This is a genomic window from Fructobacillus americanaquae, assembly GCF_024029775.1.
Classification (GTDB): domain Bacteria; phylum Bacillota; class Bacilli; order Lactobacillales; family Lactobacillaceae; genus Fructobacillus; species Fructobacillus americanaquae.
The window spans coordinates 859717-885815 of the sequence record NZ_CP097122.1 but is presented as its reverse complement, the minus strand read 5'-3'; the positions used below and the strand labels follow the sequence as shown (position 1 = coordinate 885815).

The 26099-nt window shown below is 44.9% G+C and carries 27 protein-coding genes, 1 tRNA gene, 1 other RNA gene and 1 other annotated feature; all 29 genes read right to left on the bottom strand.

All coding sequences use genetic code 11. The annotated features are described in order from the left end of the window. Positions 1 to 43: 43 nt before the first annotated feature. The 29 genes from rlmH to rpoB all read right to left on the bottom strand — a co-directional run bounded on the left by rlmH (position 44) and on the right by rpoB (position 25324). Complete coding sequence (rlmH, locus tag M3M36_RS04265) at positions 44 to 523, bottom strand: 23S rRNA (pseudouridine(1915)-N(3))-methyltransferase RlmH (protein ID WP_252773377.1); 480 nt, start codon at positions 521 to 523, stop codon at positions 44 to 46. Between the two features lie 592 nt (positions 524 to 1115). Beyond that, positions 1116 to 1871 carry a M15 family metallopeptidase gene (locus M3M36_RS04260; RefSeq protein WP_252773376.1) on the bottom strand — a complete coding sequence of 252 codons (756 nt, stop codon included), beginning with the start codon at positions 1869 to 1871 and terminating at the stop codon, positions 1116 to 1118. A gap of 67 nt (positions 1872 to 1938) precedes the next feature. After that, positions 1939 to 2011 (bottom strand) — tRNA-Lys (locus tag M3M36_RS04255). Positions 2012 to 2097: 86 nt separating this feature from the next. After that, entirely contained in the window at positions 2098 to 2976 is an 879-nt protein-coding gene (locus M3M36_RS04250; protein WP_252773375.1) for an ROK family protein, read from the bottom strand. 167 nt (positions 2977 to 3143) lie between these two features. Next, the gene (gene galE / locus M3M36_RS04245) at positions 3144 to 4139 is read right to left on the bottom strand and encodes a UDP-glucose 4-epimerase GalE (protein WP_252773374.1); all 996 of its coding nucleotides are present in this window, start codon (positions 4137 to 4139) and stop codon (positions 3144 to 3146) included. After that, positions 4127 to 4897, bottom strand: a complete 771-nt coding sequence (locus M3M36_RS04240) for an acyl-[acyl-carrier-protein] thioesterase (protein WP_252773373.1) — start codon at positions 4895 to 4897, stop codon at positions 4127 to 4129. Before M3M36_RS04240 ends, galE begins: the two co-directional genes overlap by 13 nt. Beyond that, complete coding sequence (gene rsmI, locus M3M36_RS04235) at positions 4890 to 5807, bottom strand: 16S rRNA (cytidine(1402)-2'-O)-methyltransferase (RefSeq protein ID WP_252773372.1); 918 nt, start codon at positions 5805 to 5807, stop codon at positions 4890 to 4892. Before rsmI ends, M3M36_RS04240 begins: the two co-directional genes overlap by 8 nt. A gap of 6 nt (positions 5808 to 5813) precedes the next feature. Next, positions 5814 to 6776, bottom strand: coding sequence for a DNA polymerase III subunit delta (locus M3M36_RS04230; protein WP_252773371.1), 963 nt, complete (start codon positions 6774 to 6776; stop codon positions 5814 to 5816). Between the two features lie 6 nt (positions 6777 to 6782). Next, entirely contained in the window at positions 6783 to 7106 is a 324-nt protein-coding gene (locus M3M36_RS04225; protein WP_252773370.1) for a cyclic-di-AMP receptor, read from the bottom strand. 4 nt (positions 7107 to 7110) lie between these two features. After that, positions 7111 to 7743 (bottom strand): dTMP kinase, encoded by a 633-nt coding sequence (gene tmk, locus M3M36_RS04220; protein WP_252773369.1) that lies wholly within the window; start codon positions 7741 to 7743, stop codon positions 7111 to 7113. A 9-nt stretch (positions 7744 to 7752) separates the two neighbouring features. Next, on the bottom strand, positions 7753 to 8019 hold the full coding sequence (locus M3M36_RS04215) for a DUF2508 family protein (RefSeq protein ID WP_252773368.1): 267 nt from the start codon (positions 8017 to 8019) through the stop codon (positions 7753 to 7755). Further along, on the bottom strand, positions 8019 to 8624 hold the full coding sequence (gene recR, locus M3M36_RS04210; RefSeq protein ID WP_252773367.1) for a recombination mediator RecR: 606 nt from the start codon (positions 8622 to 8624) through the stop codon (positions 8019 to 8021). The genes M3M36_RS04215 and recR overlap by 1 nt, the downstream gene beginning before the upstream one ends. A 3-nt stretch (positions 8625 to 8627) precedes the next feature. Further along, positions 8628 to 10628 carry a DNA polymerase III subunit gamma/tau gene (gene dnaX, locus M3M36_RS04205; protein ID WP_252773366.1) on the bottom strand — a complete coding sequence of 667 codons (2001 nt, stop codon included), beginning with the start codon at positions 10626 to 10628 and terminating at the stop codon, positions 8628 to 8630. 46 nt (positions 10629 to 10674) lie between these two features. After that, an RNA gene (gene ffs, locus M3M36_RS04200) (signal recognition particle sRNA small type) lies at positions 10675 to 10761 on the bottom strand. A gap of 70 nt (positions 10762 to 10831) precedes the next feature. Continuing rightward, on the bottom strand, positions 10832 to 11365 hold the full coding sequence (gene tadA, locus M3M36_RS04195; protein ID WP_252773365.1) for a tRNA adenosine(34) deaminase TadA: 534 nt from the start codon (positions 11363 to 11365) through the stop codon (positions 10832 to 10834). Then, on the bottom strand, positions 11358 to 11975 hold the full coding sequence (locus tag M3M36_RS04190; RefSeq protein WP_252773364.1) for a class I SAM-dependent methyltransferase: 618 nt from the start codon (positions 11973 to 11975) through the stop codon (positions 11358 to 11360). Before M3M36_RS04190 ends, tadA begins: the two co-directional genes overlap by 8 nt. A gap of 74 nt (positions 11976 to 12049) precedes the next feature. Next, positions 12050 to 12418 (bottom strand): 50S ribosomal protein L7/L12, encoded by a 369-nt coding sequence (gene rplL, locus M3M36_RS04185; protein ID WP_047974795.1) that lies wholly within the window; start codon positions 12416 to 12418, stop codon positions 12050 to 12052. Positions 12419 to 12468: 50 nt separating this feature from the next. Then, entirely contained in the window at positions 12469 to 12978 is a 510-nt protein-coding gene (gene rplJ, locus M3M36_RS04180) for a 50S ribosomal protein L10 (RefSeq protein ID WP_252773363.1), read from the bottom strand. Positions 12979 to 13000: 22 nt separating this feature from the next. Further along, positions 13001 to 13120 (bottom strand) — a sequence feature (ribosomal protein L10 leader region). Between the two features lie 36 nt (positions 13121 to 13156). Then, entirely contained in the window at positions 13157 to 13849 is a 693-nt protein-coding gene (rplA, locus tag M3M36_RS04175) for a 50S ribosomal protein L1 (protein ID WP_252773362.1), read from the bottom strand. Next, entirely contained in the window at positions 13849 to 14313 is a 465-nt protein-coding gene (gene rplK, locus M3M36_RS04170) for a 50S ribosomal protein L11 (RefSeq protein WP_047974798.1), read from the bottom strand. Before rplK ends, rplA begins: the two co-directional genes overlap by 1 nt. Positions 14314 to 14475: 162 nt before the next feature. Next, positions 14476 to 15045 carry a transcription termination/antitermination protein NusG gene (nusG, locus tag M3M36_RS04165; protein WP_047974799.1) on the bottom strand — a complete coding sequence of 190 codons (570 nt, stop codon included), beginning with the start codon at positions 15043 to 15045 and terminating at the stop codon, positions 14476 to 14478. 93 nt (positions 15046 to 15138) lie between these two features. Beyond that, positions 15139 to 15315: a preprotein translocase subunit SecE gene (secE, locus tag M3M36_RS04160; RefSeq protein WP_252773361.1), complete on the bottom strand. Its 177-nt coding sequence runs from the start codon at positions 15313 to 15315 to the stop codon at positions 15139 to 15141. 11 nt (positions 15316 to 15326) lie between these two features. Continuing rightward, positions 15327 to 15476 (bottom strand): 50S ribosomal protein L33, encoded by a 150-nt coding sequence (gene rpmG, locus M3M36_RS04155; protein WP_252773360.1) that lies wholly within the window; start codon positions 15474 to 15476, stop codon positions 15327 to 15329. Positions 15477 to 15529: 53 nt separating this feature from the next. After that, a complete protein-coding gene (locus tag M3M36_RS04150; protein ID WP_252773359.1) occupies positions 15530 to 16096 on the bottom strand; it encodes an RNA polymerase sigma factor in 567 nt (188 codons plus the stop codon). 45 nt (positions 16097 to 16141) lie between these two features. Continuing rightward, a complete protein-coding gene (rlmB, locus tag M3M36_RS04145) occupies positions 16142 to 16891 on the bottom strand; it encodes a 23S rRNA (guanosine(2251)-2'-O)-methyltransferase RlmB (protein WP_252773358.1) in 750 nt (249 codons plus the stop codon). Next, positions 16884 to 17294 (bottom strand): Mini-ribonuclease 3, encoded by a 411-nt coding sequence (locus M3M36_RS04140; protein WP_252773357.1) that lies wholly within the window; start codon positions 17292 to 17294, stop codon positions 16884 to 16886. Before M3M36_RS04140 ends, rlmB begins: the two co-directional genes overlap by 8 nt. Before the next feature lie 191 nt (positions 17295 to 17485). Next, positions 17486 to 17935 carry a hypothetical protein gene (locus M3M36_RS04135; RefSeq protein WP_252773356.1) on the bottom strand — a complete coding sequence of 150 codons (450 nt, stop codon included), beginning with the start codon at positions 17933 to 17935 and terminating at the stop codon, positions 17486 to 17488. Between the two features lie 94 nt (positions 17936 to 18029). Further along, positions 18030 to 21683: a DNA-directed RNA polymerase subunit beta' gene (gene rpoC, locus M3M36_RS04130; protein ID WP_252773355.1), complete on the bottom strand. Its 3654-nt coding sequence runs from the start codon at positions 21681 to 21683 to the stop codon at positions 18030 to 18032. A gap of 23 nt (positions 21684 to 21706) precedes the next feature. After that, on the bottom strand, positions 21707 to 25324 hold the full coding sequence (rpoB, locus tag M3M36_RS04125) for a DNA-directed RNA polymerase subunit beta (protein WP_252773354.1): 3618 nt from the start codon (positions 25322 to 25324) through the stop codon (positions 21707 to 21709). Between the last annotated feature and the right edge of the window lie 775 nt (positions 25325 to 26099).

Genomic DNA, 26099 nt, shown 5'->3' with positions numbered 1-26099 from the left:
AACTCCATGGAGTTTGGCTTTTTTTGTCGCATTTGACGACTGCTTATTTATGATAAGTAGATCCCGCTGAAATCATCATTGCTCGATATATCTGTTCAACCAGCACCAAACGCATCAACTGGTGTGGTAGTGTCAATCTTCCAAAAGAGAGTAAAAGGTTGGCCCGCTTTTTAACGACGGGATCCAGTCCCAGTGATCCACCAATAATAAAGGTTAAGGTACCATGACCCGTGTTCTTGGCAGCTTCCAATTTTTCCGCGAAGTCTTCTGAGGCCAGCTCCTGTCCTTCAATCGCTAAAACAACGACAAAGTCGCGTTCACCAATTTTACTCTGAATTCGCTCCGCTTCCTTCACCATAATTTGTTGATTTTCAGCTGCTGAGGCTTTTTCAGGCGTTTTTTCATCAGAAACTTCCACCATTTCGACGGTACCAAAGCGATTCAACCGCTTGGCGTATTCCGCGATTCCCTTTTTCAGATAATCTTCTTTTAATTTTCCAACTGTTAATACTTTAATTTTCATTTTAATTTCACCACTTGTTTTGGTCTAAAAACAAAACTTAGTCCCTTTCATTCAACTTATCCACTCTTTTATCCACTATTCCCCAGACTTATACCCAAAAAATCAGCCAATATAGACCAATTTCTAGTGATTTATCCCCAAACGCACCACTTATCCACAGGTTTTGGGTGTTACTTTTCCAAAAAGAGAAAAGCCATCAGACTGGGGTTTTGGAAAACTTATCCAAATTTTTCCCCATTCCCCTTTTTACGAACAAAAAAGCACATCTGTTCCCCTCGCGTTCATGTGAATATTCGTCTTTTTATCCCATAGTCTAAAGTTGTCCTTATGCTAAAGCGCTGCATATCGCCTTTTTCCTTCAGAAAAGTCGAATTTAAAAGCTATTTTGTCACTCGACTATTCATTTTACCGCAAATCAACCGAACAGACATTCTAAAATTGGTATAGTCGATAATTTTATTGATTGAAATATTATTTTTCAGTTATTTTTTAAATTCATGCCAGCATTTCAATTAAGGAACAATCTACTAAATCATGACCACAAAAAAAGCGGATAACTAGGAACATAATTCCCAATTATCCACCTTCATTTTTAAGACGCCTCTCGCGCCTTCAGAGCCTTCAAATAGGCCTCGAGGGTTAAATGGTGTTTCGTTATATACTGTGCGTTTTTAACCCCAACATACCTGAAATGCCAAGACTCATAATCGATGCCTGTCTCCTTAATTGACGCCTCGTCCTTTGGGTACCGAAGAATGAAACCATATTCAGGCGCATGGTCAATCAACCAACGCTGCGAAGCAAACTGGTCCATCTCACCAGTCAAGCCTGGATACTTTGCTAAAGCATCATTTCCAGCCAGATCAATAGCCAAACCGGTTTGATGTTCCGATGAACCTGGTGTTTGCACAACCTTCTTGGTTTCAGCCAGTGCCTTTTCCTCTGATTCTCCGTTATTTTCGTTGTTTGCTAAAACATTCGCAAAGACTTCCTTCTGATATTCGATTGAACGGTAGCCCGAAACCAAGGTCGTCTCGTAACCAGCTGCTTTGGCCCCAGCCATAAAATCAATGACACTCTGCTGAATCTTTTGGTTAACGACCTTATCACCAACCTGAGCTTGGGTAAAACTAATTTCCTGATTTTCTGGATGTTGCTTATTAATCAAGACAAGATCCCAGTCTGTGCTCTTGACACCCTTTGGCAGACTTGAGGTAGTTACCTTTGTCTGTGACCGGCTCGTCTTATGGCCCTGGTTTCGCCCGTGTAATCCCAATGCTAAAAAGGTAATCATCACTAGTAAAATCAAGCCAACAATCAGCACTATGATTCGTTTTTTATTTGTCATTAGCAACCCCCTATGACCCTACGATACAAAAAAAGACCGGAATAAATTCCAGTCTTTTATTTTATGATGGTCAGTCAGGGGCTCGAACCCTGGACCCACGGATTAAGAGTCCGTTGCTCTACCAACTGAGCTAACTAACCATGAATATCTTTCACAACAAAAGATATCATAACATATATAGCAACAGTCGGCAAGCTTTTTTACCAAAAAAGCGGAATTTTCTAATTTATTTTTCTTCCGCTAACTTAGCTTGGGCTAAATAAAAGCAGCCAATAATACCAGCGTTATCGCCAGTAGAAACAGGGACAATGTAATCCTCAAAATCGGGTGTTGCCAAATAATTACGGAACTTATCGGCAAAAGCCTTGCGAATCATTGGTAATAAGTTCTCGCGGTGTGGAACCCCGCCACCAAAGATAATTTTGTCGGGGCGGAGAATGACCGTAAAGTCAACTGCGGCTTGGGCCAAATAATCAGCTTCAATTTCCCAAGCGATATGGTCATCAGGTAATTCCTTAGCTGTCATCCCCCAACGTTCAGCCATGGCCGGTCCAGATGCCAAGCCTTCCAAGCAGTGGTCTTGATGGAATGGACAATGGCCCCGATAGTCATCCTTTGGATGCTTTTGAATCATAATGTGGCCTGCCTCGGGGTGGCCGTAGCCTGCCAAAAAGTGGCCACGGTTGATAATACCTGCACCAACACCCGTTCCAATCGTCAGATAAACCAACGATTGATTTTCTTTCACGGCTCCCGTCTTATACTCAGCCCATGCCGCACCATTGACGTCAGTGGTCCAGTAGTAAGGAATATCACGCCAGGCCTTCATTCGACCCATAAAATCATAACCTGACCAACCACGCTTTGGTGTATCTAAGACGCGGCCATAAGTTTTGGACTCTGGATTAATATCAATCGGGCCAAACATCGCAATCCCCATTGCCTTGATATCCTCAAACTGATCAAAGTAGGCAATCACCGCATCAAGTGTCTTTTCACCGTCTTCAGTCGGAATCGACTGACGGTCAACAATCTTCATATCCTCATCACAGACAGCTAAAACAAACTTCGTACCGCCGCCTTCAATTGCTCCTAATAGTGCCATGGCGAACATCCTTTCCGCTTTGTTTTGAACCGGAGGTTGATTTTATTCAACACGTTTCCTTATCTTTATTGTAAACGCTTACAGACAAACAAACAACACTTTTTTGCTTTTTTATTAATTATATTGCAAAATCATACTAAAAAAAGGCCTCTTTGGCCTTTTAAACTTTATTTGCGGTCATCATAGCCATTTGGATGCTTTTCTTTCCAATTCCAAGCTGTTTTGATGATGTCCTTCACATTATCAAACTTTGGTTGCCAACCCAAAACTTCTCGAGCTTGCGTTGAATCTGCAACCAAGATATCTGGGTCACCAGGACGACGTGGCCCAACCTTGGCCTCAATATTCACGCCAGTTGCTTCACGGGCTGCCTCAACCATTTCCTTAACCGAGAAACCAGTGGCAGATCCTAAGTTAAATTGAGCTGATTTGTTACCCTTGGCCAAGTAATCCAAGGCTAAAATATGGGCATCTGCCAAGTCCACAACGTGGACGTAATCCCGAACGTTGAAACCATCTGGCGTCTTATAATCATCCCCAAACATTTCGATGTATTCGCGTTGACCGGCTGCCGCCTGTAAGATGATGGGGACCAAGTGCGTTTCTGGACCATGGTCTTCACCAATTGAACCATCTTCAATAGCACCGGCCACGTTGAAGTAGCGCAAGGCTACCCACTTGATGTCATAAGCCGAATCGGCCCAAGCCATCATCTTTTCCATCATCAACTTCGATTCCCCATAAGGGTTGATTGGGTTTTGTGGGTCTGTTTCCTTGATTGGAATGTTCACTGGGTTACCGTAAGTAGCGGCCGTTGATGAAAAGACAATCTTCTTCACATCAAAGTCTTTCATCACTTCCAGCAAAGTCACCATTCCCGCCGTGTTGTTATCAAAGTACATCAATGGTTCAGCAACGGATTCTGGCACAATTGAGAAAGCCGCAAAATGAACGACAGCATCGATGTTTTCCTTTTCAAAAACTTCAGACAAGGCTTGCTTGTCGCGAATGTCGACTTGATAAAACTTAGCTTCCGGTGCCACCGCTGCTCGGTGCCCCTTTACTAAATTATCAACAACAACAACATCTTGTCCTTGGTCTAACAACCGCCGCACCATATGTGAACCAATATAGCCAGCGCCACCTAATACTAATACAGACATCTACTTTTCCTCACTTTTTGTTTGGGCCGGTCCATCCAATTAATCACGGCCTCTGCCGAAATTCCATCTTCTTTGACAACCCGGTGTCTTGATTTATTATCTGTTAAAATTGCTTGTGATTCAACTCGGTGACCATAATGGACTTCGTTTTCATAACGAATGGTCAGCTCAGCCGCCTCATGCCCTTTCAAAAAATCAAGGGGCAACACATCCAACATCCACTCCAAGTATTTAGAATTGTTGACGTGGCGGTTTCCATCAATGTCCAAGAAACGTACCTGATAGGGCCGCCTAACCTGAACATCTGCATCTTTGATTTTATCAACCTTGACCATCTTGTCTAAACGACGCACCTCTTGGCCACCATAAGGAACAACAAGGTCTTCAGGTAGGCGCTTCATTCGCCTCGTCTCTAAGTCAATCAAGGCCCAAAGGGAATCAATGTCAATAATTATTTCACCATGTTCGTCCTTAAAGTAAAAGCCACGCATGGCAAAATAAGAAGACCACTCCCCAGCCTTGGTCTCAATTGTGATCTTCTCACCTAATTTTGGCCGGCGGGTAATCTTTAAATCATATTGTAAAATAACCCAACCCAAACCACGCTTATCGGTTTCAGTATAACCAACGTTCAAGTGTTCCCCCTGGAGCCTGGAGCATAGGATGGCCAGGTTCAAGACCATTGGTAAGGAAAGCTTGCGTGTCAGATCAACCTGATAATACTCAACAGGTCGTGTAATTGAAAAAATATCAGCCATGATCTTCCTCGATTTGATGATAAATTTTATAAACCTCTTGCCGGTTCAATCCCCGTTCTTTGGCGACCTGCTTAATCGCTTGATTCGGCTTTTGACCGGCCGTGACTAACTTGGCCACCGCTTGGTCAAGAGGGAGGTCAGCCGTTTCAGCCAAAATCTTAGCATCCTCCTGCTGTGGCTCGGCCATTTCTTTGAGGTCTTCTGTGCTAGCGCCGGCAACCATCACAACAAATTCTCCACGGGCCTGATTTTCAGTTAGCCAGTCGACCAACTCCTTCGTGGTCCCACGCAAAAATTCCTCGTAACGCTTTGTTAGCTCCCGGGCCAAGACGACTGGTCGACTAGGGCCACACACAGTAAGCAAATTTTCCATTGTTGCCTTCAAGCGGTGCGGGGCCTCATAAAAAATTAGTGTCTCGGGTCGACGAGCAAGGTCCGCCAAAACAGTCTGCTGATCTCCCTTCTTTCGTGGCAAGAAGCCATGAAAATAGAAGGGTTGTGGCACAAGGCCAGAGGCAATTAACGCCGTGATACCGGCTGAGGCCCCTGGCACAGGCACAACTGGAATTCCAGCAGCAATTGCTTGGGCTACTAATTCTTTCCCCGGATCTGAGATGGAAGGCAAGCCCGCATCAGAAACCTGGGCAACCGACTGTCCTGCCAACAAATCTTGAACAATCAGTGGAGCCTTTTCCTGCCAGTTATGCTCATGAAGGGCCGTCTTTTTGTTATGAATATCAAAGTAGTTCAGTAATAACTGTGTGTGTCTTGTGTCTTCAGCTGCAATCAAATCTACGGTCGATAACACCTCAATGGCTCGCTTTGACATATCCTGAAGGTTACCGATCGGTGTGGCAACGAGGTAGAGTGTCCCCGTTGTTTGTTCTGCAAAACTTTTTTGTACCTGCATATCATCCTATCCCAAGGCCATTGTGATTTCGAGTCCCAATTTTTCTAACCGACTTTGCCAAGAAATATTAACATTCTTCAACTGATCGGTTTGTAAAATCAGCTTCCCAACCGCTAATAACTGGTCAGGCTGATAACGCTTAACCATTCCCTGATAAAAACCAAGCAACTGCGGAAAAGCCAATTGGTCTTGGTCAACATAAGAATAAACAGCTATGTCGCGACCAAGCAACTGAAGCCAGGATAGAACCTGATTTTCCTGGTCCTTGACGGTCACCATGGGCAAAAGTTGTCCCTGTAGGTATGCCATTAAAGCCACATCCTCTGTCATCGCCAGTTCAAACCACTTAAAAACCTTCGGTTGGGCCTCCTTGGCAAAAGCTTCTTGAGCAACCTGACTACCAAGGTTTACTTGGTCGGATGCCTGGAGGCTCACTAACTGGGCGCGCGACCGAATCGTTGCCAACACATCGCTGGTCTGATTTGCTAAAAGCAAAATTAATTGTGGACCCGCCGGCTCCTCGATAAATTTCAACAGTGAATTAGCCGCTGCTGTCGTCAACGTATCCGCCTGGTCAATCACGAAAATTTTTCGCTGTCCTTCCAAGGCAGTTGTTGTCAGTTCTGGGACCAAGGCCCTGATTTGTGCAATTTTAATCGCCGCTCCCGGCTTTTCGGGTAAAACGGTCACAAAATCTGGGTGATCAAAAGCGGCCAGCCGCTGCTTCGTTAGCTCATCTTGACCAAGTACAAAAGAAGCCAACGACTGCGCCAAGGCAATTTTTTCAGCATTGCCCACACCAGCTAACAAATAGAGGTGTGAAAGACGGTCTTCAGCCACCGCTTGCTCAAGCTGGCGGTAATTAGCCGGATAGGCCGCTGCTGCCATTGCCTGAAAATCTTGGTCAACAAGAGCTGGTGCTGCAGTATTTTGGGCTGTTTGACCCTTGTTACTATTTCTTTTAGCCATTAAAACTTAGAACTGATAGAAATCATCAATCGTCTGCGTGAAGACAGTGGCCCCACCTACTTCAACTTCGACTGGGAAAGCCCCCGTCCGCTCTCCCTCAACACTAATTGGCGGCACCATAAACTGCTTACGCTTCTGTGAAACATCTTTAATAATTTGCAGAACTTCCTCAACTCGGTCCTCATCAATGGCAATGATAAAGGTCGTATTGCCGGACCGCAAGAAGCCACCTGATGTGGCAAGACGGGTTGCTTGAATCTTGGCCTTCACGAAGGCGTTAGCTAACTTTGTTGCATCTTTATCTTGAACAATGGCATTGACTAATTTCATCTTCTTACCTCCAATAGGTCGCTAGGACCTGCTTGACTTCTTCAATTACAGCTTGAACATCTTGGTTGGCATTGACCAGCTTGATTCGTTCTGGGCTTTTTTCCACCAATTCCAAATAAGTTTGACGGACTGTCTGATGAAAAGAAAGTTCCTCTTCATCCAGTCGGTCAATCTTACCCTTTCGATTGGCAAAAATCCTCTCCAACCCAATCTCGACCGGCAAATCCAAATAAATCGTTAAATCTGGTAGTCGTCCCTGCGTGGCAAAGGCGTTTAGTTCGGCAATCCGGTTCACCCCAAGTTGACGCCCGCCACCTTGGTAAGCCAATGATGAATCAAGGTACCGGTCTGACAAAACCACCTTTCCGGCAGCAATTGCCGGCTGAACGGTTTGGACTAGGTGCTCACGTCGAGAAGCGGCATAGAGCAATGCTTCCGTCCAAGAATCCATTGCCGGCTCCGTTTTTTCTTGGAGCAGCGTTCGAATTCCTTCAGCAATCGGTGTTCCACCTGGTTCTCTAGTTACTAAGACATCTGCCTGAGCCAGTTCTGCTAAGTACGGACGCACCGCCTCAATCACCGTGGTTTTTCCTGCCCCCTCCGGACCCTCAAATGACAAAAAATGCATTTCACTCATGGGCAGCTCCTATTCCTGTGGTTGCTTGAAAATCAGCGGTTGCTTCGCCACTGCCTTGCGACGTCGAGCCTCATTGTAAAGGTAGGAGAACTTCACCTTGTCGACTGCCGTTCGGGCTTGAATCATATGACCGTTAACCCGCGAATCAACCATTGCCGTTTCGGACTCTTGCGCTTGGTGGTATTCTAAACGTGCTTGATTAATTTGACTTAAAAGTAATGCATCAAATTTTTCTTTGAGGAAACCAGTATTCACTTTTTTCTTTTTATTAAACATTAGAGCTCATTTCTGCCTTCGATGGACTTAATCAAAGTCAATTGATCCGCATAATCAATATCGGCCCCAACCGCTAAGCCGGTTGCTAGTCGAGTCACTTTAATATTAGCCGGCTTCAAAAGGCGGGCCAAGTACATCGCGGTGGCTTCACCATCGGTATTGGCGTTCGTCCCAACAATCACTTCTTGAATCTGCTCATCCTTTGAAAGACGCTTAATTAAAGACGGGAGATTAATATCCTCTGGCCCTGTTCCGGCACTAGGAGAAATCACACCATTTAAAACATGATAAAGTCCGTGATATTCCCCAGTCTGCTCCATTGCCATCACATCCTTTGGGTTTTGTAAGACCAAAACTGTACTCTGGTCACGGCTAGCATCGGAACAAACAGCACAAGGATTTTGATCCTTTGTTGTTATATTACCGCAAATTTCGCAAAATGTAACTGATTCTTTCGCTGTTGCCAAGGCATTGGCAAAGGAATTGACATCCTCTCGGTCCATCCCCAATGTGTAAAAAGCTAATCGGCTGGCAGTTTTTGCCCCAATTCCCGGTAACTTTGAATATGAATCGATTAATTTTGCAATTGGTTCTGGATATTGCATGTCCTATTTTCCTTCATCATCTGTTTGGGTCACAACGACCAAATCGTCCCCAAAGAGGGCTTTGGCTTCTTGTACTAAATCAGGACCCTGGTCAACTTTTTCTTGGTTGGCCGTCTCAGTCACTGCCGCTGACTGGTCGTACTTTGGTTCTAAGACCAGTGGAGTCAAGTCATCAAGAGCAATCTCGATTTTTTTCCCTGACCGCAAGGCTGTCACGTAAGCTGCTCGGTCATTTTGCCATTCGTCCTTGCTCCGGATGACTAGAATTTCTGGTAACTGATTTTTGCGCAGTGCAGCTGCCAAATTAGCCAACAAAGCGGTATTTTGTATACTAGCGTCCATAATTGCTGGAAAATCAAAGGCTAAAATCAAGGCCCGGTCGGAAGCAGCCATTGGTTCGACCGTCTGTAAGACTGCTTGGTCTTTAACTGCAAAATCCTTGACTAGGTCAGGCCAGACGTTTTGCGCCTTTGTCAGCCAATCTCGCTTTGCCTGAGACAGAACTGCTTGAACGGGCTCTTGACCGATATAAACAGTTGGTAATTCTCGCGAAACTGATTCTTTGGCTGGCGCTGCTTGTACTTGAGCGTAAGACGCGTCGTTCTGTGACTTTCCCGTTGATTGATTTACCGCCGGGTCAATTGGTGAAGGCCGCTCTTCACCAGCAAAATCAGTATCCACTAACAAATCATTATCCTGCTCTGACCCTGTCAGTGGTCTTTGCTCTGATTGAACCTGTCGACCCGCTGCCTCTTTAGCAGCCGGTTCTCCTTGAATTCTTTCAGTGACTTTGTCCTCAGTCACTGCAGCTTGTTTGGTTGCCGCAGCCTCAACAATAGCCGGCTTAGTCTGGTCTGTATCAACTGGCTTAGCAGCTATTTTTACTTCTTTTGTGTTTTCCCTGCGTGTAAAAGGTTCTTCATGCAACTTTCCTTGATTAACTCGGGAAGCTGACTGACTTTGATCTGCGTCTGCTAATGTTAGCTTAACCGTCAAGATTTCAAGGTAAATATCGCTTTGCAATGAGGCAGCCAATTGGGTCTTCACATCATCGATAACGACAAGCATTTGTTGCAATTGGTCTTGGGAAATTTTGGCTTTAAAGGCTTTTAGCTCTTTTATCTTACTAGTTGCCTGCACCAGATCCGGCGCTAAGTCAACGAGCATCACATCTCGCAGGGTAGCCATCAAGTCAGCTAAAAAGCGATTAGCGTCCTTTCCTGCTAACAAAATTGCAGACAAAGTTGCTAAAGCAGCTGCCGTGTCGCGGTCTAATATTTGATTTAAGTAAGTCAGTAACTGATCGATTTTGACCGATCCGGTTACCGTCAGGGCGTTTTCGAGCGAAATTTTATCTGGACCATAGGCAATTACCTGATCTAAAATTGACAAAGCATCGCGCATCCCACCTTCCGCAGCAGTGGCCACAACCTCTAAAGCCTGGTCTTCAAATGGCTGCTCTTCCCGGTGCAAAATTTCAATCATGCGGTTCTTAATCGTTTCGTTAGCAAGCCGCTTAAACTCAAAGCGCTGTGTCCGCGACAAAATGGTGGCAGGCATTTTTTGCACTTCAGTCGTCGCCAAAATAAACTTTACTTGAGCCGGTGGCTCCTCTAAAGTCTTCAAAAGTGCATTAAAGGCGCCCGTCGATAGCATGTGGGCCTCATCAATAATATAAATCTTAAATGGTGCTTCGATTGGGGCGTAATTAGCCGAATCTCGAATAGATCGGATTTCATCAACTCCGTTATTCGAAGCCGCATCAATTTCAATAATGTCGGGGTGGGACTCATTTGCCTGGTCCTGGCTAATGCCATTGACTTCGCGGGCGAAAATCTTAGCCGCTGAGGTCTTTCCCGTTCCGCGTGGACCCGAGAATAGGTATGCGTGACCTGTTTGTTTCTGCTCAATGGCGTTCTCGAGCGTCTTGGTAATCACTTCTTGGCCGACCATTTGCTCAAAAGTCCTTGGCCGGTACACCCGGTAAAGTGCTTGATATGCCATGGTGGTCCCCTCCCTTACAAAAAAAGCCGCCGTTTGGCGGTTTTGCTATGTACACAAGCACAAGGTTAATCAATCTTAGAGCTGCTACATTTCTGTCCTGACTCGGTTCGAAAGGCAACCCTTGCCTGCACTGTTATTATAGCGAAATATCAGGTTTTTAGCAAGCATTTCCAAGAAGAAAAATCAGTCTCAAAACCTGACGGTTACTCACTTTCAGCCAACTTTTTCAATGTTTTGGCAGCCCGTTTTTTCGCTTTTTGCTTTTGTCGAATTTCTTGAAAAAAGGCCTTCAATAAAGCCTTCGATTGATCAGCCTTCACACCAACATAAGTTTTTACTTGATGGTTTAACCGCTTGTCCTCGAAGACATTATATAAAGATGATACAGCACCAGCCTTTTGATCCTGGGCACCATAATAGACCAATGGAATCCGAGCATTAATGATGGCTCCCGCGCACATCAGGCAGGGCTCTAAGGTCACAAAAAGTGCTGTATTTTCGAGCCGCCACGTACCGAGCTCCTGATTTGCCCGGTTGATGGCCAATAATTCAGCATGGCTACTGGCTTCTTGGTCGATTTCCCGCCGGTTTGAACCGGTCGCAATCACCTGTCCATCTTTGACAATTACAGCACCAATCGGTACCTCACCAATTTCACCAGCCCGTTTCGCCTCTGCTATGGCAATATCCATAAAATAAGCCACTTGTTCAGAGCTTAAAGTTGGAATTTCAGCCATGCACCGCCTCCAAGACATAGTAGCCCTTATTTTTACCTACAATCGAAACGTTATCAAAAACAGCTTCGAGATTCTTTTGAGCAGATGGTGCGCCCTGCTTTTTTTGCAAAACGGCTAGGAGCTTACCACCTGGTAGTAGATGGTTTTTGGCTTCCTGGAGCATTGCTGTCACCACGGACTTACCAGCGCGAATTGGCGGATTGACCAAAATTAACGCATATTGATCCTGAACACCCTCATAAATATTGGACTGAAAAACTTTCACCTGGCTACCCACTCCGTTTTTGTTGGCATTCTTTTGGGCCAAATCAAGGGCTCGCTGATTGACGTCGACCATATCAACATTTTTGTTCAGCGCCTTAGCAATAGCAATCCCCACTGGACCGTAACCGGTGCCCAAATCCAAGATACGACCAGCTGGAAAATCAGTTTTGGCCGCGACAGCAAGCATCGTCCGTGTCCCAAAATCAACCGTTCTTTTGGAAAAAACACCAGCATCGGTCGTGAAATGCAAATTATTGCCTAAAAGTTCAAAATCAAAATCTTGATAATCATGAGCTGCATCTGGTTGTGCCGTAAAGTATTGTTCACCTGAAATTTTTTCCGTCATGCGTTGTTGTCCTCTGTTCTTATTTTACTAAAATATGTACAAAAAAAGAGCCTCTAAAGGCCCTTTTTCTAGGATTACTTCAAAGTAACTGATGCGCCAGCTGCTTCCAAAGCTTCCTTCAATTCGTTAGCATCGGCTTCAGCAACGCCTTCCTTAATAACAGAAGGTGCGTTGTCAACCATGTCCTTAGCTTCCTTCAAGCCAAGACCAGTAGCTTCACGAACTGCCTTGATAACCTTAACCTTAGCAGTACCTGCTGAAGTCAATTCTACGTCGAAGTCTGACTTAGCAGCTGCGCCGTCGGCACCAGCAGCACCAGCAGCGGCTACAGGAGCAGCAGCTGAAACGTCAAATTCTTCTTCGATAGCTGAAACCAAGTCAGCCAAGTCCAAAATTGTTGCATCCTTCAATGATGCGATAATCGCGTCTTTATCAAAAGCCATGATTAATTCCTCCAATTAGTTTTTAAATAGTTTGTAATTTATAGTTATGCTTATTCAGCAGCTTCTTCAGCTTCCTTCTTTTCCTGCAATGCCTTAACAGCATAAGCGAAGGAACGGATAGGGAACTGGAATTCGGCCATCAACTGACCAAGCAAACCTTCGTGAGAAGGCAATGAAGCGTACTTGTTGATTTCATCAACACCAGCAATACTTCCGTCAACAACACCACCCTTAATAACGAGCTTGTCATTTTCGTCAGCAAACTTCTTCAAAATGCGAGCTGGGGCAACAGCATCGTCGTTTGAAAAGGCAACGGCTGATGGGCCAGCAAACAAATCGTTCAGTTCTTCGAAACCAGCTTCCTTAGCAGCACGTTCCAAAACCTTGTTCTTGATAACTTCCAAGACAACGCCTTCTTCACGCAACTGTGAACGCAAGTCGGTTGATTCGGCAACAGTCAAACCACGTGGGTTGACAACAACAGCGGCTGAAGCAGCCTTAAATTGATCGGCAACTTCTGAAACCTTCTGTGCTTTGATTGCAATAGCTTGTTCACTCATATGAAATTCTCCTTTCAAAGATTTTTTTGCAAAAGAAACCCGCCTGCAAAAGACAGACGGGTAAAGTTAATTGATTAACTTCCTCGGCAGGATATTAAGGTGCAAGCACCACCTGAGTCTTAGGCAAAATTGATTTTATTTACTTATTTATCTTAGCAGTTTTCAGCTAGGCTGTCAATTAAAGAGAAGCCAAGTCCAAGGTAACTGCAGGACTCATTGTTGAAGACAAAGCAACGTTTGAAACGTAAGTTCCCTTAACAGCTGCAGGACGAGCCTTCAAAACAGTCTCAGCAATTGACTTAATGTTTTCAGCCAACTTTGCATCGTCAAATGATACACGACCAACAGTAACGGCAACGTTTCCGTCACGGTCAGTACGATAAGTCACTTGACCACCCTTAGCATCTGAAACAGCCTTGGTAACATCCATGGTTACAGTTCCAGTCTTTGGGTTTGGCATCAATCCCTTAGGACCCAATGCGCGACCAACGCGACCAACTTGTGCCATCATGTCAGGAGTTGCCACAGCAACGTCAAAGTCTAACCAACCGTCTTGGATGCGTTGAACCAAGTCAGCAGCACCAACAACGTCAGCACCGGCAGCTTCGGCTTCCTTTGCCTTGTCGCCTTGAGCAAAGACAACAACTGTCTTGTCCTTACCAGAACCGTTAGGCAAAACAACAGCACCACGGAGTTGTTGATCAGCTTGACGAGTGTCAACGTTCAACTTAAAAGTAACTTCAACTGAAGCGTCGAACTTTGCGTATGAAACTTCCTTTAACAAAGAAATTCCGTCTGCCAATGCGTAAGCCTTTTCAGCTTCAACCTTAGCAGCAGCTTCTAAATACTTCTTACCATGCTTTTGTGTCATTATTCTGCGTCCTCCTTGATTGCTGTTCCTTCAACAGTCAAGTCCACACCGTCGACCGTAACACCCATTGAACGGGCTGTTCCTTCGATCATCTTCATGGCTGCTGTTACGTCGTTGGCATTCAAATCTGCCATCTTGTTTTCAGCAATTGCACGAATTTGGTCCAAGGTTACGTTACCGGCCTTAGTACGGTTAGGTTCACCAGAACCCTTACCAACAATCTTCCGCAATTGGTCAGCTGCTGGTGGAGTCTTAGTAACGAATTCGAATGATCGATCATCGAAAACTGAGATTTCGACAGGGATTGTTGAACCAGCTTGGTCAGCAGTCCGTGCGTTAAATTCCTTAGTGAACTGTGCGATGTTAATACCGGCTTGTCCCAAGGCAGGTCCAACTGGTGGAGCTGGAGTTGCTTTGGCAGCGGCAATTTGCAGTTTCACAACATTGATAACTTTTTTAGCCACGATATATTTCCTCCTCGTGTTGTGGTAGAGCGCAGCTTCAGTGCTGCTTCCACGCATGTCTTTGACATACCAGATTAGTATATCAAAAAAAACGTCCCAAGTAAAGGACGTTTTTTCTTTAAACCCAACAACAAAGGCATTTGTACTCGGTCTAAACTCTAATTAAAAATTTGTATCGATATCGTTGAAGCCAAGTTCTGTTGGCGTTTCACGACCAAAGACCTCAACTGTTGCTTCAACTTCTTGCTTTTCATTGTCAATGGCACGGACAATTCCTTCCATCCCGTTAAATGGACCAGCAACAATCTTGATTGTTTGACCAACTTCGATATCCAAATCAACAGTGGCTTGACCAGTCATGCCCATGCGCTTCATCAACAATTCAACTTCTTCAGGCAACAAAGAGTTTGGCTTTGATCCGGCTCCGTGAGAACCCAAGAATCCGGTAACACCTGGCGTGTTACGAACAACATACCAAGCTTCATCAGTCATATTACCATCTTGTGGAGTGGCCATTTCAACCAAGACATAGCCAGGGAAATCATTTTCGATGGAAGTCTTCACTTCACCATCTTGAACAGTCGAAACTTCTTGTTCTGGCACCAAAATCCGGAAAATTTGATTGGCCATTCCCATTGTTTGTGTTCGTGATTCCAAGTTTGCTTGAACCTTGTGTTCGTAACCTGAATATGTGTGGACAACGAACCAAGCTTTTTCGATTTCTTCAGTCATGGTTATTTCGGGCAAATGCCCTTCCTCCTTGAATTGCAAATAAAAAAGAGTCCGCTGACTCTTCTAACTGCCTTTAGTATACTATATTCCGACTTATCGTGCCAAGAACAAATTAACACCTTGTTGCAAAAGCCAATCTGATGCACCAATAATGACGGCAAAAACGATTGAGATACTAATAACAGCAACCGTTTCTTTTGTTGTTTGTTCCATTGACAACCAAGAAACTTTGCGCATTTCTGCAGCGACATTTTTAAAGTATGTAATCATGGTTCACTACCTCACTTTGTTTCTCGGTGGAGCGTATGCTTTTTGCAATGGGGACAAAACTTTTTGACGCTCAAGCGCTCTACCCGCCCCTTTGCCAGGGTAACGGTATAATTTCTTGATCCACAGACCTCACAGGCCAATGATGCTTTTTGACTTGGCATAAAGTTACCTCGCTAACTAGCATCATAGCATCTTTAGGCCTGCTTTTCAACATTCACTCATAGAGCCGCCGCAAATAAGCCTGCTTCAACCGGTATTGCACCCTAGTAACTTGATGACTCGATTCATGTGGTTGCAATAAAATTCGCCCATCACCAATCAGAAAACTAATAATATTAGCAACTTCACCTTTGCGAAAGTTTAAAACTTCCGCTAGAGTTTCACGGGCAATACATTGTTGTTCCGGGGTTCCCGTCGGTTCAGCAACCACAACAGGCAAATCCTGGCTGGCATCAAAACGTGTCATCGCACGGTTAAACTGCTCCTGCTTTGTATTTTGCTTCCGAATATAGTCAATCGCCCGATTACGTAAAGCAGCCATTAAGTATGTTGAAAACTTTGCCCGAGCCTTTTGCACATCATAACGTCTTAGGCAGTGCAACATGGCTTCGAGAGCATCCGCTTCCCAATCATCTGCGCGACAAACATTCGTCAAATAGTTACCGTAGACCAGCCATACCATGCCCACATGACGACGATAGAGGGTCACAAAAGCCTCTTCATCACCCTGTTGCGCTAGGAGCACTTCGTGGCTCCCTTCCCGTAATGGTCTTCTTTCCATCAAAAAAGCCTCCTTTAGCGGGGGGCTTTGTGAACACAAGGCCCCTTAAAGAGGGTGCCTTGAACTATATCCTTGATAGATCAATAAACTAGCAGCCACACTGGCATTCAACGATTGAACATGACCAATCATTGGAATGGTTAACATACCATCAACCTGTTTTTTCAGTAAGGGTGAAATTCCTTTCCCTTCATTTCCAATAACCAGGGCCGTAGCACCTTTGGCATCCCATGTCCGATAATCTTGTCCGGCCATGTCAGTACCAAAGATCCAAACGCCACGTTCTTTCAATGTCTTAACTGTTTGCACCAAATTCGTCACGCGACAAACCGGGACGTGCTCAATTGCACCTGTAGAACTTTTCGCCACCGTTCCCGTCAGTTGCACTGCTCGACGCTTGGGGATAATGACACCATGAACACCAGCAGCATCAGCCGTTCGCAAAATTGATCCTAAGTTATGGGGATCCTCAATTTCATCCAAAATCAGGAAAAAAGGATCCTCATTTTTACTCTGAGCCTTGTCAAACAAGTCATCTAGACTAGCATAAGTAAAGGCAGCCACTGACAAAACCAAGCCCTGGTGGTTACCCCCATCGGCTAACTCATCCAGCTTTGCCTTGGGCGCTTGTTGGATAACAATGCCCTGTTGCTTAGCTAATTGGCTCACTTCCCGCTCTACTTTTGGCTGCAAACCAGGCTGTAACCACAGCTTGTTGATTGCTGTTTTCTGTTTTAAAGCCTCAACAACGGCATGGTGACCGTAAATAAAGGCTGGTGCTTGCTCATTAGACATTGTTCGTTCTCCCGCTTTCCACTTGGTCGAAAATCCATTCCATCATCGTTTGTAAACGCTCTTCTTGATTAGACAAGTACAAGTAACCAATCATTGCTTCCACACCAGTTGAAATCCGGTATGCCACAACATTGGTATTTTTAGCCTTGGTATATGACTTGGCATTGCGACCACGCTTAAAATAAGTTAACTCATTCTCACTGAGCAATTGATCATCTTCCATCAATTGGTACAAGGCGGCGTGCGCTTTGGCCGAGACATAGTGCCGTGACTTTTTTTGTAAGTCGTTCACTTTCGTTAATCCCATGGCAACCAGGTGATTGCGGACTGTTAATTCATAAATCGCATCACCGATGTAAGCTAAAGACAGCCCATTCATCTGTTTATAGTCAAGTTGTTCCATTCAATATCTCTTTCAGTTTTGGCTCAACTAGGCTAGCGACACCTAGACAGTACCAATTTTGTTAGCTCTCAACAAGTAATCAGGCTAATCTTGTCCTGATTTTACAAAATTAAGGCCTCAATAACATTTCTTGCAAAAGGCAAAACACTCGCCTCAGTCGAAAATTCGCTGACTGATAACGAGTGATTGACTTAGCGCCTATTCTTTTCTCGCCGCATTCCCTGCACCATTCGAATCGTCCACATGGACAAAAAACCAACGATGATGGCCGCAATCAAATGAGTCGCAATTTCACCTTGCTTTTGAATTGGCCAAAATAAAAGCGAAATAATCATCAAAACAGTAGCCGTAATCATGGCCTGTTCCCATTGCGACCAAGTGGTCACCTGGTATTGGTTATGAGGAATCGATTGTGGAAACAAACGAAATTGGATTTGTTCACCAATTGGACTAAATGCGACAACGTAAAGGACCGCAAAAAAATAAACAAACCAATTTTGATTATAGGCTTCGTTCCCAGTTTTAATGCGGACCAACAACAAAACTAATAGGAGCACTGTCGGGATGATCACCATTGCCCAAAGTTGTTTTTTATTCAGCTTTTGGATCCAATCAATCCAGTCAATTTTTACTTTTTTCATGGTCGCCTCGTTTTTAAATCTACTCCTAGTCTACCCTACTCAGGGACTTTGAACAATAAAAAAACCAGCTTTCGCTGGTTTTCCCTTGATTCTTTTAGTCTTGACCATCAATTGTTTGGGCAACCTGGTCCAAAGATTGAATGTCTTTTTCTTCGGGTTGGTCAACAACTTCACCAACAACTTCTGGCTTAATCTTACGATATTCAGCCATTCCGGTACCGGCAGGGATAATCTTACCAATGATAACATTTTCCTTCAAACCGACAAGTGGATCGTTCTTGCCACGGATAGCAGCATCCGTCAAGACACGCGTTGTTTCTTGGAATGAGGCGGCTGACAAGAATGAGTTAGTCTCCAAGGCAGCCTTTGTAATTCCAAGCAAAACAGGACGAGCAGTTGCGGGAACCTTACCAGCAAACAAAGCTGGTTCGTTAGCCCGCTTGAAGTCCGCAATATCCATCAAAGTTCCAGGCAACAAATCCGTCTGACCTGGATCCATGACACGTACCTTACGCAACATCTGACGAATCATCACTTCGATGTGCTTATCGGAAACTTCAATTCCCTGCAAACGATAAACCTTTTGGATTTCTGACAACATGTATGATTCAGCAGTCAACGTATCTGTTACGGCCAATAATTCCTTTGGATCAATTGGTCCTTCATTAATCGCATCACCACGGTTAATCATGTCGCCTTCACCAAAGCGCATCCGAGCAGCCAAAGGCAAGGTGTAAGTCCGGGTATCCGTCTCACCTTCAATTGTGACTTCCTTTGTACGTTCGGCTGGGTTTTCCTCAATCGTGGTAACCTTACCAGTTACTTCAGAAATTTCAGCACGTCCCTTAGGAATACGAGCTTCAACAATTTCCTGCACACGAGGCAAACCTTGTGTAATATCGTTTCCACCGGCAACACCACCCGTGTGGAAGTTACGCATGGTCAACTGCGTACCAGGTTCTCCGATTGATTGAGCGGCAACAGTACCAACGGCTTCACCAACTTCGACTTCTTCACCAGTAGCCAAGTTCCGGCCATAATCCAAGACAGAAACGCCGTGTTCCGTCGTTGATGTAAAGACAGAGCGAATCGTGACTTCTTCAATACCGGCAGCATCAATCTTCTTAGCGGCGTCTTCATCAATCATTTCGTTGCGAGCAACAATCTTTTCACCAGTTTCTGGGTCAAAGACAGTCTTCATAGCATAGCGACCAAGAATTCGGTCGTACAATGGTTCAACCACTGAGCTACCATCAACGATTGCCTTAACAGCCACACCACGATCAGAACCGTTGTCGTATTCACGAACAATAACGTCCTGAGCAACATCAACCAAACGACGAGTCAAGTAACCTGAGTTGGCCGTCTTCAAGGCCGTATCAGACATACCCTTACGAGCACCGTGGGTTGAGATAAACATTTCCATCACAGTCAAACCATCACGGAAGTTTGAGGTAACTGGCAATTCGATAATCTTACCACCAGGCCCGGCCATCAAACCACGCATTCCAGCCAACTGAACGAAGTTCGAGATGTTACCACGAGCACCTGAATCCTGCATCATGTAGATTGGGTTACGAGTGTCGAAAGTAGCCATCAATTCGTCTTGGATAACATCCTTAGCCTTTGACCAGATATCAATAACACGTTGGTAACGTTCTGAATCTGTAATCAAACCACGACGGAATTGCTTCGTTACTTGTTCAACTTCGGCGTGTGCATCAGCCAAAATCTTTGGCTTGTCAGCCAATTCAGTTACATCGGTCATCGCAACCGTCAAACCAGATTGCGTTGAAATGTCATAGCCCAAGTCCTTCATGCGATCCAAAAGCAATGACGTTTCCGTCACCTTGTAACGCTTGTAGACTTCAGCGATGATATCAGACAAGAAGCCCTTCTTGAATGGCTTAATGATTTCACGGTCAGCTAAAAATTCGTGAATGTTTTCCCCTGGTTCCATAAAGAAGTCATCGGAAACTCCCTGGAAATTATCATCAGATGGTTCATTGATGAATGGGAATTCAACTGGCAAGATTTCATTGAAAATCAATTTACCAACTGAGGTGACCATGATCTTTGACCGTTGGTCATCAGTAAATGGCTTCTTTTCTGAAAATGAAGAAGTTTGAATACCAACACGAGTTTGGTAGTGCACTAGCTTGTTAGCAAAAGCAATCCGAGCTTCATCAATCGATGAGAAAATCATGCCTTCACCTTCACGACCAGCTTCTTCAGTCGTCAAGTAATAGTTACCAATCACCATATCCTGTGAAGGAGCAACGATTGGCTTTCCGTCCTTGGGTGCCAAGATGTGGCCAGCAGCCAACATCAACAACCGGGCTTCCGCTTGCGCTTCATCAGACAAAGGCACGTGAATGGCCATCTGATCACCATCGAAGTCGGCATTATACGCTTCACAGATCAATGGGTGCAAACGCATCGCCTTTCCTGAAACCAAAACCGGTTCAAAGGCCTGAATTCCAAGACGGTGCAATGTCGGTGCTCGGTTCAAAAGCACTGGGTGTTCCTTGATAACGTCTTCCAAAACGTCCATGACGTCTTCGTCGGCCTTATCAATCTTACGCTTAGCTGATTTAACGTTGCCAGCAAGGCCACGCTTTGTCAATTCGCGCATGATAAATGGACGGAACAATTCAATTGCCATTGGACGTGGCAATCCCATTTGGTTCATCTTCAAGAACGGACCAACATCGATAACAGAACGGCCTGAGTAATCAACACGCTTACCCAACAAGTTCTGACGGAACCGGCCTTGCTTTCCCTTCAACATGTGAGACAAAGACTTCAAAGGACGGTTACCAGGACCTGAAACGGGACGGCCACGACGACCGTTATCCATCAAGGCATCAACAGCTTCTTGCAACATCCGCTTTTCATTTTGAACAATGATTCCTGGAGCATGCAAGTCAAACAAACGCTTCAAACGGTTGTTACGGTTGATAACACGACGATACAAATCGTTCAAATCAGATGTGGCAAAACGGCCACCTTCCAATTGAACCATCGGACGCAAGTCAGGTGGGATAACCGGGATAACATCCATCACCATCCACTCTGGCTTGTTGTCTGATTGCAAGAAGGCTTCAATAATGTCCAAACGACGAACCGCGCGCACACGCTTTTGGCCTGTTGCTTCTTGTAATTCATGCTTCAAGGCATCAGCTTCACCGGCCAAATCAACACTGGCCAACAATTCCTTGACAGCTTCAGCACCCATGCCAGCCTTAAAGTTTGCACCGAATTCCTTCTTGTAATCACGGTACTCACGTTCAGTAAGCAATTGCTTCTTTTCAACAGGAGCATCCCCTGGGTCAACAACGACATAAGAAGCAAAATAGATCACTTCTTCCAATGATCGTGGTGACATGTCCAAGACCAATCCCATTCGTGATGGAATTCCCTTGAAGTACCAGATGTGGGTAACTGGGGCAGCTAATTCAATGTGACCCATGCGTTCACGACGAACCTTGGCAGAAGTAACTTCAACACCACAGCGGTCACAAACGATTCCCTTATAACGGATCCGCTTATACTTTCCACAAGCACATTCGTAATCCTTTGTTGGGCCAAAGATTCGTTCATCGAACAAACCATCTTTTTCAGGCTTAAGAGTACGATAGTTAATCGTTTCTGGCTTCTTGACTTCCCCATGAGACCAGTCATGGATTTGATCAGGTGAGGCCAGACCGATTTGCATACTCTCGAATTTATTAACATCGATTGCCATCTATTCGGTCACCTTTCTTTTAATTATTCTTGTTCATCAGTAGAGTTTTGACCAGCGTCTTCTTCTACCTTATCAAAGGCTACCTTAACTTCTTCGTCATCGCGGTTAAGCAAATCAGGGTTCGTACGGGCCAACTTTTCCAAAGCATCAACTGGTAAGACTGAATCGTCTTCATCCATCTGCTTCAATTGAACGGCTTCACCTTCTTGGTCCAAGACACGCATATCCAGACCTAAGGCTTGCAATTCCTTCACCAGGACACGGAATGATTCTGGCACACCAGGCTTAGGGATTGCGTCACCCTTGATGATTGATTCATAAACCTTTACACGACCAGCAACATCATCCGACTTGTAAGTCAAGATTTCTTGCAAGGTGTAGGCAGCACCATAGGCTTCCAAAGCCCAAACTTCCATTTCTCCGAAACGCTGTCCACCGAATTGGGCTTTTCCACCCAATGGCTGTTGCGTAACAAGAGAGTAAGGGCCGATTGAACGGGCGTGAATCTTGTCGTCGACCATGTGGGCCAACTTCATATAGTGCATAACACCAACGGCAACACGCTTATCAAAGGCTTCACCAGTTTGTCCGTCATAAACAACAGACTTACCATCTTGTGGCAAACCAGCTTCAGCCAATGCTTCTTCGATTTCATCGTCTGAAGCACCATCGAAGACAGGGGAAGCAACGTGGATGCCCAACTTCTTAGCGGCAAATCCCAAGTGCAGTTCCAAAACCTGCCCAATGTTCATACGTGATGGCACACCCATGGGTGACAACAAGATGTCGATTGGCGTTCCATCAGGCAAGTAAGGCATGTCTTCTTCAGGAACAACGACTGAAACAGTACCCTTGTTTCCGTGACGACCGGCCATCTTGTCACCGACTTGAATCTTACGCTTCTGAGCGATGTAAACACGAACCATCATGTTAACACCTGGAGCCAATTCATCACCATTTTCAGGTGTGTAGATACGAACGGATTGAACCACTCCGCCACCACCGTGGGGAACCTTCAAAGAAGTATCGCGAACTTCGCGGGCCTTTTCTCCAAAGATAGCATGTAGCAAACGTTCTTCGGCTGACAAATCAGTCACACCCTTTGGTGTTACCTTACCAACCAGGATGTCACCATCCTTAACCTCGGCACCAACACGGATAATTCCGTTTTCGTCCAAGTCCTTCAACTGTTCTTCACCAGTATTAGGAATTTCACGTGTGATTTCTTCAGGGCCGAGCTTCGTATCACGAGCCTCTGAATCATATTCTTCGATGTGAATTGATGTATAAACGTCTTCACGAACCAAACGTTCGTTCAAGACAATGGCATCTTCGAAGTTATAACCATGCCAAGTCATAAAGGCAATCACTGGGTTTTGTCCAAGGGCCAGTTCACCCTTTTCCATTGATGGACCATCTGCCAAAATCTGGTCATCATCGATTTGTTCCCCGACCTTAACAATTGGCTTTTGGTTATAGTTCTTACCACCGTTTGAACGGCGGAACTTCATCAACTCGTAGGTATCCAATTGACCATCTTCACGACGGACACGGATTTCCTTGGCATCAACATATTCAACTTCACCTGCTGCAGTTGAGATAATGGCAGCACCAGAATCGTGGGCAGCCTTATATTCAACACCAGTACCAACGATTGGCGCATGTGGGTCAAGCAAAGGCACGGCCTGACGCTGCATGTTGGCACCCATCAAAGCACGGTTGGAATCATCGTTTTCCAAGAAAGGAATAACCGACGTTCCGACTGAAACAACCTGCTTTGGCGAAACATCGACATAGTCAATCTTTTCGATTGGCGTTTCGATGTTTTCTTCACCGTAACGGGCCATGGCAGTCTTATGAACAAATGAGCCATCGTCTTCCAATTCCGTGTTGGCTTGAGCAACGATATAGTTATCTTCTTCATCGGCCGTCAAATAATCAATCTTTTCGGTAACCTTATGAGTTCCCCAATCAACACGGCGGTATGGCGTTTCAATAAAGCCATACTTGTTGATTCGACCATAAGTGGCCAAAGAGTTGATCAAACCAATGTTAGGACCTTCGGGCGTTTCAATTGGGTCAATTCGACCATAGTGTGTATAGTGAACATCTCGAACTTCGACACCGGCACGATCACGAGTCAATCCACCAGGACCAAGGGCTGACAAACGACGCTTGTGGTTCATTTCACCCAATGGGTTCGTCTGATCCATGAACTGTGACAACTGTGATGAACCGAAGAATTCCTTCACAGCTGCAACAACTGGACGAATGTTAATCAATTGCTGTGGCGTAACAGTCGCAGCATCTTGAATTGACATCCGTTCGCGAACAACTCGTTCCATTCGCGTCAAACCAATACGGAACTGATTTTGCAACAATTCCCCAACAGAACGAATGCGACGGTTTCCCAAGTGATCGATGTCATCAACTTGACCAACCCCTTCTTGCAAGTTCATGAAGTAGTTCATTCCTGCCAAGATGTCAGCTGGGCGAACATTATGCTCGTCTTCAGGCAAGTGACCGTTGCCAATCAAAAGCAAAGTCTTGTCTGGATTTTCGGGTGATTCAATCTTAATCTTTTGCAAAACCACTTCGTCTTGTAAGACAGCATCACCAGATGGTGTATAAGTAACTGTCTTAAAGTCTTCCCGATCCAAGAATGGTGCCAACTTGGCCATCACAGCCTTATCAACAAGCGTTCCCTTTTCAGCAATAATTTCACCAGAATCAGGGTCGGCCAATGTTTCAGCCAAAGTCTGGTTAAGCAAGCGCGTCTTCAATGACAACTTCTTGTTGATCTTGTAGCGACCAACTGGTGCCAAATCATAACGTTTTGGATCAAAGAAACGAGCAACCAACAAAGCACGTGATGAGTCGGCCGTCTTTGGTTCACCTGGACGCAAACGCTCGTAAATGTCCTTCAATGATTCTTCAACACGGGAATCAGACATGTTCTTGTGAACATCCTTTTCCAAAGTCATGTTCAAGGCGTCGTAACCGTCTGAGAAGATATCAATAATATCCGAATCTGAACCAAAGCCAAGGGCACGAACCAATTCTGTCATCAACAACTTACGCGTCCGGTCGATACGAACGTTGGCAATTCCCTTTGCGTCTGTTTCGTATTCCAACCAAGCACCACGGTTGGGGATAACTGTTGTCCCGAAGTGTGGGCGACCATTCTTGTCAGCTTCTTGGTTGTAATAAATTCCAGGTGAGCGAACCAATTGTGAAACAATTACTCGTTCGGCACCGTTAATGATGAACGTTCCCTGTTCAGTCATCAATGGAAAGTCACCAAAGAAGACGTCTTGTGACTTGATTTCACCGGTTTCATGGTTTGTCAAACGCAACGTCACGTGCAATGGTGCTGAGTAGTTCGCATCGTGTTCACGAGCTTCATCGATGTTGTACTTTGGTTCCATCAATTGATAGTCCACGTACTCCAAAGACAAGTTACCCTGGAAGTCTTCGATTGGCATGATGTCGTTAAACATCTCCTTGATTCCTTCATCTAAGAACCATTGGTAGGATGCCAGTTGTACCTCGATCAAATTTGGAAGATCCAGCACTTCTTTAATGCTGGCATATGACCGGCGGGTACGATATTTACCATAATTTACTAAATGTCCTGCCACAGTATCACCTCGTCTGTTATTCACTGTTTACTAGGGAAAATATTACAATTTGATTACAATTTGCGAAATCAAGCCCTTATTTCGGCCAATAAGGCACAAAAAAAGCAAGCCACGTTTTTGTCGCCAAGAGCGGGCATTGCCTGATATAAGGGCGTTGAGTGGACAAGAGATCACCAACTGCCATATTTATTTACAGTGTTTCTGATTACTATTGTACCCACTATCAAAGAAAAAAGCAAGACCCAAACTTGCCTCAAATCGAGTTCGCCTCTGCTTTTAAAGGTAGTGAGCGTCGCGATTAGCTCTTTCAGCATATTCTGCATGGATAATCCAATGATCAACTAAAGCCACTGTCAGCGTTCGAGTGATAGACCCCGTTCTGTTTGAAACCGGTGGACTATCATTACTTCACCAAGCTTGTTAAGGTTTTTACGAAACACCCGCTATACGAAAAGTGGCCGTTTCTGTCAATTAGCGTCAAGACCACCTTCTTTAAGGAACAGCCAGAATTGTTATTAAAAAAGTTAAATCAGCCTCAATCCGTATTTTCAATAAATCAAAAAAGATAAATATTGAAACTGATTGCTCGATAAGCTTGTCCCCAAGACAACAAAAAGAATAAGATTGGCCGCTCTCATCTTCGACCAATCTTATTCTTGAAAAATATTTTGTTGTGGACTTCCAAACCTATGTATACTTGCAGTTCACCAATTACTGACTTGCTAATCAACAAAGTTATGCACCTTAAAAGGACCAGGGAGTTTTATCGTTGCCC

Coding starts and splice junctions, on each gene's coding strand:
- nusG (WP_047974799.1), bottom strand. CDS start 15,045: ATGACTGAAGAAATCGAAAAAGCTTGGTTCGTTGTCCACACATATTCA.
- M3M36_RS04150 (WP_252773359.1), bottom strand. CDS start 16,096: ATGGAAAGAAGACCATTACGGGAAGGGAGCCACGAAGTGCTCCTAGCG.
- M3M36_RS04230 (WP_252773371.1), bottom strand. CDS start 6,776: ATGGCTAAAAGAAATAGTAACAAGGGTCAAACAGCCCAAAATACTGCA.
- rplL (WP_047974795.1), bottom strand. CDS start 12,418: ATGGCTTTTGATAAAGACGCGATTATCGCATCATTGAAGGATGCAACA.
- M3M36_RS04190 (WP_252773364.1), bottom strand. CDS start 11,975: ATGACGGAAAAAATTTCAGGTGAACAATACTTTACGGCACAACCAGAT.
- rlmB (WP_252773358.1), bottom strand. CDS start 16,891: ATGTCTAATGAGCAAGCACCAGCCTTTATTTACGGTCACCATGCCGTT.
- rpoC (WP_252773355.1), bottom strand. CDS start 21,683: ATGGCAATCGATGTTAATAAATTCGAGAGTATGCAAATCGGTCTGGCC.
- M3M36_RS04135 (WP_252773356.1), bottom strand. CDS start 17,935: ATGAAAAAAGTAAAAATTGACTGGATTGATTGGATCCAAAAGCTGAAT.
- secE (WP_252773361.1), bottom strand. CDS start 15,315: ATGATTACATACTTTAAAAATGTCGCTGCAGAAATGCGCAAAGTTTCT.
- galE (WP_252773374.1), bottom strand. CDS start 4,139: ATGTCTGTATTAGTATTAGGTGGCGCTGGCTATATTGGTTCACATATG.
- rsmI (WP_252773372.1), bottom strand. CDS start 5,807: ATGCAGGTACAAAAAAGTTTTGCAGAACAAACAACGGGGACACTCTAC.
- M3M36_RS04215 (WP_252773368.1), bottom strand. CDS start 8,019: ATGTTTAATAAAAAGAAAAAAGTGAATACTGGTTTCCTCAAAGAAAAA.
- M3M36_RS04240 (WP_252773373.1), bottom strand. CDS start 4,897: ATGGCTGATATTTTTTCAATTACACGACCTGTTGAGTATTATCAGGTT.
- rlmH (WP_252773377.1), bottom strand. CDS start 523: ATGAAAATTAAAGTATTAACAGTTGGAAAATTAAAAGAAGATTATCTG.
- tadA (WP_252773365.1), bottom strand. CDS start 11,365: ATGGCTGAAATTCCAACTTTAAGCTCTGAACAAGTGGCTTATTTTATG.
- rplJ (WP_252773363.1), bottom strand. CDS start 12,978: ATGAGTGAACAAGCTATTGCAATCAAAGCACAGAAGGTTTCAGAAGTT.
- recR (WP_252773367.1), bottom strand. CDS start 8,624: ATGCAATATCCAGAACCAATTGCAAAATTAATCGATTCATATTCAAAG.
- rplA (WP_252773362.1), bottom strand. CDS start 13,849: ATGACACAAAAGCATGGTAAGAAGTATTTAGAAGCTGCTGCTAAGGTT.
- M3M36_RS04260 (WP_252773376.1), bottom strand. CDS start 1,871: ATGACAAATAAAAAACGAATCATAGTGCTGATTGTTGGCTTGATTTTA.
- tmk (WP_252773369.1), bottom strand. CDS start 7,743: ATGAGTGAAATGCATTTTTTGTCATTTGAGGGTCCGGAGGGGGCAGGA.
- M3M36_RS04250 (WP_252773375.1), bottom strand. CDS start 2,976: ATGGCACTATTAGGAGCAATTGAAGGCGGCGGTACGAAGTTTGTTTTA.
- M3M36_RS04140 (WP_252773357.1), bottom strand. CDS start 17,294: ATGGAACAACTTGACTATAAACAGATGAATGGGCTGTCTTTAGCTTAC.
- M3M36_RS04225 (WP_252773370.1), bottom strand. CDS start 7,106: ATGAAATTAGTCAATGCCATTGTTCAAGATAAAGATGCAACAAAGTTA.
- dnaX (WP_252773366.1), bottom strand. CDS start 10,628: ATGGCATATCAAGCACTTTACCGGGTGTACCGGCCAAGGACTTTTGAG.
- rpmG (WP_252773360.1), bottom strand. CDS start 15,476: ATGCCAAGTCAAAAAGCATCATTGGCCTGTGAGGTCTGTGGATCAAGA.